Origin of the sequence: Stappia stellulata, from assembly GCF_020176715.1 — a bacterium.
Taxonomy (GTDB): Bacteria; Pseudomonadota; Alphaproteobacteria; order Rhizobiales; family Stappiaceae; genus Stappia.
Window position 1 is genome coordinate 25,462 of the sequence record NZ_JAIVMF010000003.1, and the last position, 13,824, is coordinate 39,285.

12 protein-coding genes are annotated in these 13,824 nt (G+C 66.2%); 7 read left to right on the forward strand and 5 right to left on the reverse strand.

Annotated elements, in window-relative coordinates:
* Together LC092_RS04850 and LC092_RS04855 are read right to left on the reverse strand one after the other, a co-directional pair.
* Positions 1-741 (reverse strand): CDP-alcohol phosphatidyltransferase family protein, encoded by a 741-nt coding sequence (locus LC092_RS04850; RefSeq protein ID WP_224805315.1) that lies wholly within the window; start codon positions 739-741, stop codon positions 1-3.
* 148 nt (positions 742-889) lie between these two features.
* Entirely contained in the window at positions 890-1,828 is a 939-nt protein-coding gene (locus tag LC092_RS04855; RefSeq protein ID WP_224805316.1) for a DUF2182 domain-containing protein, read from the reverse strand.
* 197 nt (positions 1,829-2,025) lie between these two features.
* Here LC092_RS04855 and LC092_RS04860 point away from each other — a divergent pair, with 197 nt between their 5' ends.
* Positions 2,026-3,273, forward strand: a complete 1,248-nt coding sequence (locus tag LC092_RS04860; RefSeq protein WP_224805317.1) for a UbiH/UbiF family hydroxylase — start codon at positions 2,026-2,028, stop codon at positions 3,271-3,273.
* Here LC092_RS04860 and LC092_RS04865 read toward each other — a convergent pair.
* Together LC092_RS04865 and LC092_RS04870 are read right to left on the reverse strand one after the other, a co-directional pair.
* Positions 3,266-4,339, reverse strand: a complete 1,074-nt coding sequence (locus LC092_RS04865) for a CaiB/BaiF CoA transferase family protein (protein WP_224805318.1) — start codon at positions 4,337-4,339, stop codon at positions 3,266-3,268. The genes LC092_RS04860 and LC092_RS04865 overlap by 8 nt on opposite strands.
* 13 nt (positions 4,340-4,352) lie before the next feature.
* Positions 4,353-5,306: an AEC family transporter gene (locus tag LC092_RS04870; protein WP_224805319.1), complete on the reverse strand. Its 954-nt coding sequence runs from the start codon at positions 5,304-5,306 to the stop codon at positions 4,353-4,355.
* A 151-nt stretch (positions 5,307-5,457) separates the two neighbouring features.
* Between LC092_RS04870 and LC092_RS04875 the strand changes: the two genes are divergently transcribed.
* The 3 genes from LC092_RS04875 to hspQ all read left to right on the forward strand — a co-directional run bounded on the left by LC092_RS04875 (position 5,458) and on the right by hspQ (position 8,007).
* Entirely contained in the window at positions 5,458-6,378 is a 921-nt protein-coding gene (locus LC092_RS04875; RefSeq protein WP_224805320.1) for a lysophospholipid acyltransferase family protein, read from the forward strand.
* A gap of 127 nt (positions 6,379-6,505) precedes the next feature.
* Positions 6,506-7,546 carry an HpcH/HpaI aldolase/citrate lyase family protein gene (locus tag LC092_RS04880; protein ID WP_224805321.1) on the forward strand — a complete coding sequence of 347 codons (1,041 nt, stop codon included), beginning with the start codon at positions 6,506-6,508 and terminating at the stop codon, positions 7,544-7,546.
* A 137-nt stretch (positions 7,547-7,683) separates the two neighbouring features.
* Positions 7,684-8,007 (forward strand): heat shock protein HspQ, encoded by a 324-nt coding sequence (gene hspQ / locus LC092_RS04885; protein ID WP_224805322.1) that lies wholly within the window; start codon positions 7,684-7,686, stop codon positions 8,005-8,007.
* 111 nt (positions 8,008-8,118) lie between these two features.
* Here the strand turns inward: hspQ and LC092_RS04890 are convergent, their stop codons facing one another.
* Complete coding sequence (locus LC092_RS04890; protein ID WP_224805323.1) at positions 8,119-8,745, reverse strand: invasion associated locus B family protein; 627 nt, start codon at positions 8,743-8,745, stop codon at positions 8,119-8,121.
* A 364-nt stretch (positions 8,746-9,109) separates the two neighbouring features.
* On the opposite strand from LC092_RS04890, the gene LC092_RS04895 reads away from it, so the two are divergent.
* From LC092_RS04895 to LC092_RS04905, 3 genes are read left to right on the forward strand one after another with little or no spacing between them, the layout of a single operon-like run.
* Positions 9,110-10,978 (forward strand): extracellular solute-binding protein, encoded by a 1,869-nt coding sequence (locus LC092_RS04895; RefSeq protein ID WP_224805324.1) that lies wholly within the window; start codon positions 9,110-9,112, stop codon positions 10,976-10,978.
* Positions 10,975-12,600 carry an AMP-binding protein gene (locus LC092_RS04900; RefSeq protein ID WP_224805325.1) on the forward strand — a complete coding sequence of 542 codons (1,626 nt, stop codon included), beginning with the start codon at positions 10,975-10,977 and terminating at the stop codon, positions 12,598-12,600. Before LC092_RS04895 ends, LC092_RS04900 begins: the two co-directional genes overlap by 4 nt.
* Positions 12,601-12,605: 5 nt before the next feature.
* Positions 12,606-13,802 carry a hypothetical protein gene (locus LC092_RS04905; RefSeq protein ID WP_224805326.1) on the forward strand — a complete coding sequence of 399 codons (1,197 nt, stop codon included), beginning with the start codon at positions 12,606-12,608 and terminating at the stop codon, positions 13,800-13,802.
* The last annotated feature ends 22 nt before the right edge of the window (positions 13,803-13,824 follow it).

The following is a 13,824-nucleotide window of genomic DNA, read 5'->3' on the forward strand; positions in this document are numbered from 1 at the left end:
TCAGCGCAGCGCGTCGAGAAGCTGCTGAACGGCAGAAACCAGCAGAAGGTAGATGCTGGAGCCGGCCAGCAGCCACTTGGCGAGGCCTTCCGCCGACAGACCGTTGGCGATGGCGAGCCCGGCACCAATGAACCACAGCAAGGTCACGAAGAGCGTCAGCGGGCGCCAGCGGGCGACCCTGACCGGATGCACGAAGCGGATTGGCGCGAAGGTCAGCGCGCACAGCGCGATGACGCTGATGATGGTGAAGACCTCGGAGGAGGACAGGACCATCAGGCCGAAAACCGCCATGTTCCAGCCGGTCGGGAAGCCCTTGAACGACCCGTCCGGCTGCTTCATGCCGTTGTCGGCGAAATAAAGCGCTCCGGTGAAGACGATCAGGCCGCCGCAGATCCAGTTCCACGGCGAGGAGACCATGCCGCTGCCGGCCAGCGCGAAGGCGGGAAGAAACACATAGGTCGCATAGTCGATGACGAAGTCGAGCGCGGCGCCGGACCATTGCGGCATGCGGTTGGCGATGTCGAAACGGCGCGCCAACGGACCGTCGATCCCGTCGATCACCAGCGCGACCCCGAGCCAGACGAACAGCATCGCCCAGTCGCCCTGCGCCCCGGCAAGCAACGCCAGCAGGGCGACCGGCGCGCCGAGCGCGGTCAGAACATGAATCAGAAACAGCGGGTGCGCGCTCTTCAGCCGCTCCGTCACGCCCGTCTCCGGATCCGCCAATTTGCCTTTCGCCACAGGCATCGCCTCGTGTCATGCCGGAGATAAACCGGCGCGGGCGTCTTGTCGCCCCCAAGCCTTTCGTATGCCTTCAACTTGCGAGAACTGCAACCGAACAGCTGCATTTTGCAGAAAACGACCGGTTCAAAGTGGCTGAAGAACGGCTTTACCCTGTCAGCAACGCCTGTCCGGCGTCCGACAGGGCAAGCACGAATGCCCCCCAGAGGATCAGGAAAACCCCGATGGCGCGCGGAATCCAGAGGCGATGCACCGTCTTTTCCAGCGCCATCAGGAAGCCGAGCACCGCGATCCAGATGACATTCATGATGCCGACCGCGAACATCACCGTCATCAGCGCCCAGCAACAGCCAAGACACAGCAGCCCCTGGACGATGCCGAGGCGATAGACCTCGGCATAGGAGGCCGGCCGGCGGTCCATGAAGAAGGGAATCGGGCGCTGGCAGCGCAGTAGGCAGGCAAGCTTGGCCGGCGTGAACTGATAGATGCCGGCCGCGATCAACGTCGTTCCGGCCAGGACAAGCGTCGCCGGCGACATCATCGGCGACATCATCCGCGCCGCCGTCAGCGCCCCTTGCGCCAGCGTCGCCAGCGCGCCGTAGCCGACCCAGACGGAAAGATACCCGAGCGCGAGGACGACAACAGGCGCCGTTCGCCCGGTGCTGCCCGTCATCGGCTGCGGCAGTTCCGCGTAAGACGCGATCATCGGCGCGGCACTCGGCAACATCATCGCCAGCGCCATCATGACCCACATGACGAAGACGAGCGCCGCGTCGGACAGGCTCCAGATTTCGGAAGACGGCATGCCGAAGGTCGAGGTGCCCTCGGGAAGACAGATGACCGCCAGCGCAGCGCGCGCCTCGGCGGACAGGCCGGCGAAGATGTTGAAACTGTTGAACAGCGCCATGCCCGGCCCGAGTTCGCCCATGTCCATGGCCGGCACCATGTCGGCAACCATGGCGGCGAGATAGATCCAGCCGGCAGCCGCCGCCAGACCGACCGCCAGGAAGACGGCAAGGCGCGGGCGCCGGGCGAGCAAACGCAACGGGTGCGGCGGCTGTTCGGACTTTTCCAGGTGCACCGTCATCTTGGGCGGCAAGCTCCATTCGTGGTCCCGCGCGGCGCATGCGCCGGGAGCATCGTTCCCGCGTGCTTTATCATCGTGGTCGGCGGATGCGGATACGAACGCCTACGGATGCGACCATATGCGCGCGGGGCAATCTTGCAAAATCCTCCGCGCGCGTCATCTTGTCGTCAACAGTCGACCCCGGCACGGAGATCCTCATGGCCAAACGCGCTCGCGCTGCCAAGGCAGACACGCCCGCAACACCGACGCAGGTGGATGTCGCCGTCGTCGGCGCCGGTCCGTCCGGCATGGCGATGGCGCTGCTCTTGGCGCGCCACGGCTTCAGCACCGCGCTGATCGCGCCCGCGGCAATGACGGATGACGACCGCACGACCGCCCTGCTCGATTCGTCGGTGGAAATGTTGCGCACGCTCGACCTGTGGGACGCCATCGAGGCGCATACGGCGGCCCTTCGCCACATGCGCATCGTCGACGGCACCGGCCGGCTGATCCGCGCGCCCGAAGTGGTGTTCGACGCCTCCGAACTCGACCTTCCCGCCTTCGGCTACAACATCGAGAACCGCGACCTGAACCGCGAGCTCGCCAAGGCCTGCGCCGAGACGCCTGAACTGCTGCGCATCGAGGCGAAGCTGTCCTCCCTTACCCCGATGGCGGATCGTGCGGAGCTGACCACCGACGCCGGCGAGACGGTTATCGCGCGCATCGCGATTGGCGCGGACGGGCGCAATTCCATGGTACGCGCGGCCGCCGGAATTGCGGTCAAGGACTGGCGCTATCCGCAGTCGGCGCTGGTTCTGACGCTGGAACACGGGGTTCCGCACCACAATCACTCCACGGAATTCCACACGCCGTCCGGTCCCTTCACGCTGGTGCCGCTGAAGGGCCGCAAGTCCTCGCTCGTCTGCGTGGTCTCGCCCGAGGATGCGAACCATCTCGCGGCGCTCGACGACGAGGCGCTGGCCCGCGAGCTGGAACGCCGCGCTGCCTCGGTGCTTGGCAAGATGAGCATTGTCGGCAAGCGGCAGATCTACCCGCTCGGCGGATTGACGGCACGCACCGTCGCGGCCAACCGCTGCGCCCTCGTCGGCGAGGCCGCGCATGTGTTTCCGCCCATCGGCGCGCAGGGTCTCAATCTCGGCCTGCGCGATGTCGCCGCCCTTGGCGAGGTGCTGGTCGCGGCGCAAAAGCGCGGCGAGGACATCGGCTCGGGTGCCGTGCTCCAGGCCTATGAGCGCGCCCGGCGCCCGGACATTGCCACCCGCACGACCGCGGTCGACCTGCTCAACCGCTCGCTCCTGAGCGACCTTTTGCCGGTTCAGGCGCTGCGCAGCGTCGGGCTTTATCTCGCCGGCCGGATTTCTCCGCTGCGCAAGCTGATGATGCGCGAGGGGATTGCGCCGGTGATGGCGCGCCCCCGGCTGATGCGCGGCCTGACCCTCAGGTAGTCTGCGCTCCGCCACGAAAGGCGCGGTCGATAGGGACGACCGTGGCCGGGATTTTCGATCCGTCCGCCTCCACAGTGGCATCGAACAGCCCGCGCTCCAGGAAATGCGGATCGCGAAACGCGTCCTCCAGCGTGGCAAGCGGTGTCGCGCAGCAATCCGCCCTGGCGAGCAGCGGCGCCCATTCCGCGATCGTCCGGCTGGCGAACCGCTCGGCCAGCGCCCGGGCGCACCCCTCCGGGTCGGCCTTGTCATCCCTCAGGGCCGCGGGCAGTTCCACCGCCTCGCACAGCAGGTTCCAGAACTTGTCCTCCAGCGCGCCGACGGCGATCAGGTGGCCGTCGGCCGCGGGATACAGCCGGTAGCGGGGCGAGGCCCCGGTCAGGAGATCCGCGCCATTCGCCGGCGCGCGACCGAGCGCGGTGAGCTGGGCCTGCGCGAAAAGCGCGAAGGTGAACATCGCATCGCACATGGCAATATCGAGACGGCAGCCCTGCCCCGTCCGGTCCCGCTTGAGAAGCGCGAGCAGGATGTTGATCACCGCCGGAAAGCTGCCGCCGCCGATATCGGCAAGCTGTGCCGGCGGCAGGACGGGCTGTTCGGGCGTTCCGCAGGACAGCGCAAGCAGGCCCGTCAGCGCCATGTAGTTTACGTCGTGGCCGGCGTCCCTCGCGCGCGGTCCGGACTGCCCGAAGCCGGTGATCGAGCAATGGATCAGCCGCGGATTGCGTGCGCATAGCTCCTCCGCACCGAGACCGAGACGCTCCATCACTCCGGGGCGAAACTGTTCGACCACGATATCGGCCGTGTCGGTGAGCTCGAGGATCTTCTCCCGGGCCTCCGCCGACTTGAGATCGAGTTCCAGACACTGCTTTCCACGGTTGAGCATGGCGTAGAGCGTGCCGACGTTGCCCGACCTCGGCGGAAAGAACCGCATATCCTCCCCGCCGGGGCGCTCGATCTTGATGACGGTGGCGCCAGCTTCCGCGAGCATCAGCGTGGCCAGGGGCCCCGGCAGCAACGTGCTGAAATCGATCACTGTGAGGCCCGAGAGCGGTTGATCGTTCATGGCCGAACCTCATTCAGTTGAGCGGCAGAAGCCCTTCGGTGATCAGATAGATGAAGGCGGACACGGTGACGGTAGAAGCGATGGTGCCGATCAGGATCGCGCTCGAAGCCCGCTGGACATAGACATTGTACTGCTGTGCGATGACGAAAACATTAGCCGCCGGCGGCAGGCACGCCATCAGCACCGCGGTTGCGACCCAGGCCGGATCGAATCCGCCGACCCAGTTCAGCAGCAGCAAGACGATGATCGGGTGAATCACCAGCTTGACCAGCAGCACGACCGGCAGCTCGAGCGGCGTGCGCCCAAGCGGTTGCAGCGCCACGGTGACGCCCATGGCGAACAGCGCACAGGGCGCGGCCGCATTGCTGAGGAAGGTCAGCAGGGTGTCGATGGCCTGCGGCGGCTGGAATTCGACCGCCGCAGCCAGTACGCCGGCGATGGTCGCGAGAATGAAGGGATGGGTGAAGATCCGCCGCAACACGGTCAGGGCGGTTGTGAGCGGCGGTTCGTTCTCCGTGCCTCCGATCGCCATCATCAAGGGTGCGAGCGTGAACAGAAGGATGTTGTCGAAACAAAAGACCAGAGCAGTCGGGACGGCGGCCGCCGGCCCGAGCACGGCAAGCGTCAGGCCCGGGCCCATGTAGCCGATGTTGGAATAGGACCCGGCGAGCGCCTGGATCGTCGCTTCGGGAATATTGCCGCGCGAGGCAAACACCCCGACGCAAAAGGCCACCGCAAAGGCGCAATAGGTGGCAAAAGTCGTGGCCGCCACATAGCCGATGTTGGTGAGTTCCTCGATCGGCGTCTTGGCGAGCAGGCGGAAAAACAGCGCCGGAAGCGCGATATAGATGATGAAGAACTGCATCCATGCCAGGCCTTCGGCCGGAATCTTCTTCAATTTGCCCGCGGCTATGCCCAGAAAGATCAGGCCGAAGAACGGCAGCGCCAGAGAAATTACGTTTTCCATCGGGGTCTCCAGCGGACCGGGCGGGCGTCGAAAGAGCGCCAATGTTGCCTTCGTCCCGGCGCTTGGTTAATCACCGCAGGCCTAACGGGTTCCCGAATGCGGGTCAACGGCGGCACACGGCCGCCAGGGATAAGAGGCTTTTGCGCGCAAGATGACGGCAACGCGGCAATCGGGAAACGCAAGCGACGGCGGCGGCGACGCCCGCCTGCCGTGGGTGTTGCGGCTGCGCCATGGCGCCGAATGGGCGGGCCTGTCGGCGGTGCTGGCGATTTTCCGCCTGCTGTCGGTCACGACCGCGGCGAGGCTGATGGGCAAGGCCTGGCGGATGCTCGCTCCCTTCAACAAGCGCCATCGGCGCGCACTCGACAATCTCGAACGCGCCCTCCCCGACCTGTCGCCGGAGCAACGCGACGCCATCGCCCGCGCCATGTGGGACAACCTCGGGCAGATCGCGGCGGAAACCCTGCAGCTCGACCGGATCGTCGCCGACCCCGACCGCTTCGACTACGACGTCGAGGACGTCAAAAAGGCCGTTGGCGATGGCGGGGCGGTGATCGTTTCCATGCACTCCGGCAACTGGGAAGTCGCGTCGATGGGAGGCCTTGCCTGTGGATGGGAGCCCGTCGGGGTCTACAAGGCGCTCAAGAATCAACGGACCGAAACGGTCCTGCGCGGCCTGCGGGCGCGGCTCTATCCGGGCGGACTGCTGCCCAAGGGGCATGACACCGCCCGGCGTCTTCTGACGATGGCGCGCAACGGCGGACGGATCGCGATGCTTGCCGACCTCCAGGACCGGCGCGGTGCGGTGATTCCCTTTTTCGGTCGCGACGCCTACGCCACGCTGTTTCCCGCCTCCATCGCCTGCGCCGCACAGGTCCCGCTGATCGCCTGCCGCGTCGTCCGTCTTCCACACAGCCGGTTCCGCATCGAGGCCCGCGTGGTGGAGTTCGAACGCACAGGCGACCGCAGGAGCGACGCAGAACGCGCAACCCGGGCCTATCACGACCTGTTCGAAGCCTGGATCCGCGAACATCCCCAGCAATGGATGTGGATCATGCGCAAGTGGCGATGAGCCCTCCGGGGCACCGCCCTTGCCGCATCCTTTGATCTATATGCACTGCAGCAATTTGCGGATAGTCTTCCCGGAACGAATATGGCCGGACGCTCCGGCCTCGGACCTGTTTTATCGGGAGGAACCCTTGAAGACACCGCGTGCGTTCTACCAACCGTTGGCGATTGGCGCCCCCGCCCCCTTGCGCGACCTGCCCGTGCAGTTGGAGCGCATGATCCATTTCGTGCCGCCCCATGTCGAAAAGATGCGCGCAAAGGTGCCGGATCTGATCTCGAAGGTGGATGTCGTCCTCGGCAATCTGGAGGATGCGATCCCGGCGGACCAGAAGACGGCGGCGCGCCAGGGCTTCATCAAGATGGCCCGCGACAATGATTTCGGCACCACAGGACTGTGGACGCGCATCAACTGCCTCAACAGCCCCTGGGTGCTCGACGACCTGATCGAGATCGTCACGCAGGTCGGCGACAAGCTGGACGTCGTCATGCTTCCCAAGGTCGAAGGCCCCTGGGACATTCACTACATCGACCAGTTGCTCGCGCAGCTCGAAGCCCGCGCCGGCGTCACCCGACCGATCATGGTCCATGCCATCCTGGAAACGGCCGAGGGCGTGAAGAACGTCGATGCGATCGCCACGGCGAGCCCGCGCATGCATGGCATGAGCCTCGGTCCGGCGGATCTCGCCGCCTCGCGGGCGATGAAGACCACCCGGGTCGGCGGCGGGCATCCCGACTATGCGGTCCTGTCGGACGACGCCGGCGAAACCGCGCGCACCGCCTATCAGCAGGACCTGTGGCACTACACGGTGGCGAAGATGGTGGACGCCTGCATGTCGGCCGGCATCAAGGCCTTCTACGGACCCTTCGGGGATTTCTCCGATGCCGCCGCCTGCGAGGCCCAGTTCCGCAACGCCTTCCTGATGGGCTGCGCCGGCGCCTGGTCGCTTCATCCGAGCCAGATCGACATCGCCAAGCGGGTCTTCAGCCCCGAGCCGAAGGAGGTCGCCTTCGCGCTGCGCATTCTGGAGGCAATGCCCGACGGCACCGGTGCGGTGATGATCGACGGCAAGATGCAGGACGACGCGACCTGGAAGCAGGCAAAGGTGATCGTCGATCTTGCACGCATCGTCGCCGCCAAGGATCCGGAGCTGGCGAAACTCTACGGTTTGTGAGCCGGGCCAGACCGCCAGATTGCCGTCATGCAGCCACCGGCCGTGGTCGCGCCCGTGTCCCGCGCCGGCATGATGGCTTGTCATGCGCCGTTCAAAAGCGTATGCGCAGGGCCATGTGCAATTGAACGAAGATGAAGATGCGAACCGCGAAATTCATGATCGGTCAGGTCGTGCGTCATCGGGTGTACCCCTTCCGCGGGATCATCTTCGACGTCGACCCGACGTTTTCCAACACCGAGGACTGGTGGGAGGCGATCCCCGACGACGTGCGCCCGGCGCGCGACCAGCCCTTCTATCACCTGCTCGCGGAAAACGCGGAGACCGAATACGTCGCCTATGTGTCGGAGCAGAACCTCGTTCCCGACGAGACCGGCGAGCCGGTCCGTCACCCGCAGGTGGACGAGATCTTCGAACAGCAGGATGACGGCTCCTATCTGCCGCGCGACGTGGACCTCCACTGACGCGCGACGGGCCGGACGCTCCCTTGGTCCGCTGGCACCAACCACCACAAATGAAAAAGGCCGCCGGACACATGTCCCGGCGGCCTTTCTTTTTGCTCGAAACGGCTGCGATCAGTTCGCGCCGGTCGCCTCGTTCTGCTTGTCGATCAGCTTCTGGCGGGCTTCTTCGGCGCGCTTCTGCAGCTCCGATTGAAGCTGCTGCTGCTTCTGCTGAAGCGCGGCCGCGTCGATCGGATCGCCGTCATAGACCTTGGTGAAGCCGGTCAGGGTCATCTGGAACGGGACCTGCTTGGCCTGCTGGTTGAGCGTCGTGAGGATCAGATTGCCGCCAGCCTTCATCGAATTGACGAAGGCATCGTCGATAACGAGTTCCGAGTAGCAGGCGTTCGGGAAGCAGATGCTGTATTTCGCTTCGCTCTGCTTGCCACCGTCGACCTGCACCCGCAGACCCGGCTGGACCAGCATTCCCGGGGGCACGGCGACGAGCAGCGTCTTGCGCGCCTCGCCTGCAATCTCGCGCACGGCGACGGATGCAAGGAACTGGCCGGTATCGGTCCGCAGTTCCTGCGTGACGATGCAGATTTCCTTGTTGGACTGCGGATCGGTGTTGCACAGCTTGACCCAGGGCGTGTCCGCCGAAGGTTCCACGGTCTGCGCGGCTGCGCCTGTCGCTGCACCGACCGCCATGGCGGCGGCAAGCGACATGCCCATCAAATGGTTCTTGAAACTCTCAGCCATACAATGCGTCCCTAAGTCCCTGGTGTCGTTGCAGCGTGCACAGCGGCCGTCCGCCGCATGCGCGCACCGAAAATCCTGTCGTGCCAAAAGGCCACAACCGTGTGCGCAAGGAATGCGGCAAGACGTTGGCCCGATCGGTCACGCGCGCATCTTTACAGGCAAGTGCAGCAAATATCCAGAAAGAGACGCGGCCAAACCGACGCATTTGCCGGGAAAGGCCGTCCTTTCTTTCCGCGGGCCGGCGCGGAGTGCGCCGCCTCCCCCGTCCCCCGGTGCGATCACTGGCCCGTTTTTTGACGTCTTGTTAACCATACCAAAGTGATTGCACGGTAGAAATGGACGCATGAAGGCAAGGTCTCGAAACATGTCACTGATTCTCCGCGCCGGGCGCTGCGTTCCGCTGGCCGCCTGGCTCTGCGCGACGCTGCTTGCCGTGGGTGTTGCCGCACAAGACGACACGCCCACACCGGTTCACGGCATTGCCATGCACGGCGAACCGGCGCTCCCGGTCGATTTCGAGCATCTGCCCTATGCCGATCCGCAGGCGCTCAAGGGCGGCGAGATCACCTACGGCGTCCAGGGGACCTTCGACAGTCTCAACCAGTTCATCGTCCAGGGCGGCACCACGTCGGCGCGTGGTCTGCGCGACGCGCGCTTCGGCGCGCTGGTGTTCGAAAGCCTGCTCGAGCGCAACATGGACGAGCCTTTCTCGCTCTACGGACTGCTGGCGGAATCGGTGCGCATGCCCGAAGAGCGCGACTGGATCGAGTTCACCCTCAATCCGCAGGCCCGCTTTTCCGACGGCGAACCGGTCACGGTCGAGGACGTGATCTTTTCCTTCGAGATCCTGCGCGACAAGGGACGCCCGCATTTCCGCTCGCGCTACGCGCGCATCACGGCGATGGAAAAGACCGGCGAGCGCTCCGTGCGCTTCGTCTTCGCCGATGGCGACGACCGCGAACTGCCGCTGCTTCTGGGGCTGTCGCCGATCTTCGCCCGCCACACCATCGATCCGGATACCTTCGACAAGAGCACCCTCACCCCGCCGGTCGGTTCCGGTCCCTATCTGGTGGAAGAGGTCGATCCCGGCAGCCGCATCGTCTACCGGCGCAATCCCGACTACTGGGCGAAGGATCTGCCGATCCGCAAGGGTCTCTACAATTTCGACAAGGTCGGCATCGAGTATTTTCGCGACGAGAACACCCTGCAGGAGGCCTTCAAGAAGGGGCTGGTTTCAATCCTGCCCGTCGCCGATCCCGCGCGCTGGGTGACCGGCATGGACTTTCCCGCCGTCGAGGCCGGAGAGGTGGTCAAGGAAAGCTTCGAACTCGGAACGCCTGCAGGCATGTACGGTTTCGTCTTCAACACGCGCCGACCGGTGTTCGCCAATGTGCGCGTGCGCCGGGCGCTCGCCATGCTGTTCGACTTCGAATGGGTGAACCGCACGCTCTACTACGACCTCTACACCCGCACCGGCGGCTATTTCGACAATTCGAGCCTCTCCTCGCTCGGACGCCCGGCGAATGCGCTGGAACGCGACCTGCTGGCGCCCTGGATCGAGGATCTGCCGTCCGATGTCGTGGATGGTACCTGGCGTCCGACACAGGCCGACGGATCGGGCCGCGACCGCAAGGTGCTGCGCGCCGCCGTTTCCGCGCTCAAACAGGCAGGCTATTCCATCGACGGGCGCACCATGACCGCGGCCGACGGCACGCCGCTCGCCTTCGAGATCCTGGTCGCCAGCAAGGACCAGGAACGCCTGGCGCTGGCCTATCAGCGGGCGCTGAAGGTCATCGGCGTCGAGGCGGCGATCCGCAGCGTCGATGGCGCGCAATATCAGCGTCGCCGGCAGACCTTCGACTTCGACATGGTGCTGAACATCTGGCCGGTGTCATTGTCGCCGGGCAACGAGCAGCGCTACCGTTGGGGCAGCGCGGCGGCGGATCAGGACGGCTCCTTCAACTATGCGGGCGTGCGCGATCCGGCAGCCGATGCGATGATCGACGCGATGCTCGCCGCCCGCGACAGCGAAACCTTCACCGCCGCGGTGCGGGCCTTCGACCGCGTGCTTATTTCCGGCGCCTATGTAGTGCCTCTGTTTCACCGCCCGGACGATTGGGTGGCACGCTGGACAACGATCGCGCGACCCGACACCCATCCGGTGTTCGGACCGCGTTTTGAAGCATGGTGGGCCGCCGCTGGCGGCGAACAGGCTGTGGACGACGCACAATGATTCTCACACCGCAGAAAACCATCGAGACGCATCAGCAAAGCGGCATCTGGGGCCGGGTGACCCTCGACGCCCTGTTTCGCAAGACCGCAACCGCGCATCCCGACCGTCTCGCGCTCTGCGACCCGCAGGATCGCGCGGATGCCATGCAGGGCACGCCCCGCCGGCTGACCTATGCGCAGGCGGATGACGAAATCTCCAGGCTCGCCGCCTTCTTTTCCGCCGTCGGCCTCTCGCCCGACAATGTCGTCGGCCTGCAAAGCCCCAACACGGTGGAGGCGGTGATCGCCTTTCTGGCTGCCCTGCGCGCCGGGCTGGTCGTCGCCCCGCTGCCGCTGCACTGGCGCCAGAAGAACGTTCTGGCGGCGCTGTCGCGCGCCGGCGCCAAGGCGCTGGTTGCCGGCGAAGGTTTCGGCGGCCGCAACATCGGGCACGAGGCCCGCGATACGGCGGCGGAAATGTTCTCGCTGCGCTTCGTCTTCGGCCTGGGAACCGAGGTCGCCGACGGTCTGATCGAGCTTGCCGAGGTGCTCAAGGAGGTGCCTGCGGAGATGTCGCCGCCGCCCGGTCGGCGCGACCCCAATGCGGCGGATCATGTGGCGACCCTGACCTGGACCCACAGCACCAGCGGCGAACCGCTGCCGATCGCGCGCAGCCACAACCAGTGGATCGCCGCCGGGCTGATGCCTTATCTGGAACTCTCGCTGCCCCAGGCGCCGGTCACCGTGGTGCCCTATGCGCTCACTGGAATGGCGGGCATCGGTGCCGGCCTGATGCCCTGGCTGTTGAGCGGCGGCACGCTGCACCTTCACCATCCGCGCTCGCTGCGCAAGCTCGCCGCCCATGCCGACGCGGTTGACGCCGACATGGTGCTGTGCCCCGGCTCGCTGATGCCGCAACTGGAACGGCGCATGACCAACGGCGATTGCCGCATCGTGCCGGTGTGGAACGCGCATTCGCCGACTGCCACGCATCATCAGACCAACCGCGACGTGACCGACATTCACATCGCCGACGAATTCGCCATGATCGCGCGCAAGCGCGACGGCAGCGCCCTGCCCCGCCCCTTTGCCTCCGGGCGCGTGACGTCGCCGTCCACGGCGGCGAACGGACCGGCCCTTTTGGAAATCGCAATCGACACCGAAAGCCAGCCGAACACGCTAAAGGTGCGCGGCGCGATGGTGGCCGACAGCGCCTGGCCGGCCTGCAAGGTGCGCATCCCGACCGACAAGGCCGGCTACGTCGACACGCTCCTGCCGCTGCGCCAGGGCGACAACGGCATCATCGCCTTCGGCATGCCCGGCACCTCGCTTTCCGGCATCACCTCCCTGCCGGCGCTCGACGCGCTTTTCGGCGCCTTTCCGGGGTTGAAGGAGGCTGCGGCCTTCCTGGTCGAGGACGGCATTCTCGGCGCGCGGCTTTACGCAGCCCTCGTGCCGCAACGCGGTCTGATGCTCGATGTCGAGGGTTTCTTCGCCTATCTGGAAGCCGAATGCGCAGGCCTTGGCGAAATTCCGCATCGGGTGCTGTCGATGCAGGTGCTGCCGCGCCGGGAAAACGGAACGGTGGACCGCGCGGCCCTTGCCTTGCGCGTCGACCAGGGCCGTGCCGCGGCGGTCGCCTGAGCGCCATGCCGCAGAGCGAAACGCCTCCGGCGCCGATCATCGCGCTTGCCTGCGCCGAACCGGGCATGACGCCGCGTGCCGAAGCCTTCCGCGCCGCCTGGTCGGACGGTCCGGCCCCGGACCTGCCCGAAACCGGCCGGATCTGGTCGAAGACGCGAGTCGCGCCCGACGCCCTGCTGCTATTTGCCGGCGCAACGCCCGGAACCCAGGTCATCGCCCGCATGGAACGCCTGCGCGACACCTTCCGCGCGGCCGGCGTCGATGTGCCCCTGATCGTGGAAACCCGCAAGGGGGCGGACCTTGCGCTTAGCCGCTCCGCCAGCGCCTTCGTTTCCCCGGCACTCACCGAAGAAACCCTGATCAATCGCATCCGCGAGACCATTCGCCAGTCCGTGCGCATGGAAGAGGCCAGGCTGCGGCGCGCGGTCCTCGGCCCGCTTCCGGTCGACCGGGAAGCGCTCCGGCATCCTCCGGGCAGCCTGATGGTGGCAGGCGCCGGACAGGCCGCCGCAACCGCCCTAACGCAGGCGGGCCTCTCGCTCCCGATCGAGGGCGCGCTCACGGCCGATGCGGTCTGCCGCAGACTTACCCAGACGCCGCATCGCGCACTTTTCGTCGACATGCCGGTCGACCGCACATGCGATATCCTGCAAAAGGTGAACGCCGACCCGCGCCTCGCCAGCCTGCCGGTGCTGGCCATGGCGACGGCCGACGATGAGGTCGACACCCTCGCGGCCGCCGGCTGCGGCGACGTTGTCCTGCGCGATGCAGATCCCGCCGACCTCGGCATCCGCCTGCGCTCGCTGCTTCTTGCCGGCGCCCGACGCCACCTGGCGGACGCGCTGCTGCGGCGATTCCGCGCACTGTATCTTGAGAACGGCGCGGAACTGCCGGCGGAGGCCTTCGACGCCTATCTCGCCCGGCTGACGGCAATCGTAAAGGCACGGGGACGCGCGCCGCTGGTGAGGACGCTTGGGGATCTCCACCCCGCGCCCCTGCCCCCGCGCGCCGCCAACGACGATCCGCTCGCCCCTGTTGTCGGAGATCCGATCCGTTCCACGATCCTTGCCGCATCGCGCGAGGAGGATTTTGTTGCTAGGGTGGCCGGGCGGGGCGATATGATCGTGTTGCGCGATGCACAGGCGCTTGCCGGTCTGTCGCGACGCGTGGGGGCGATCATCGCCACGACCAGTTTCGTGTGAGCGTGCCGGCCAGCCGCCGCGC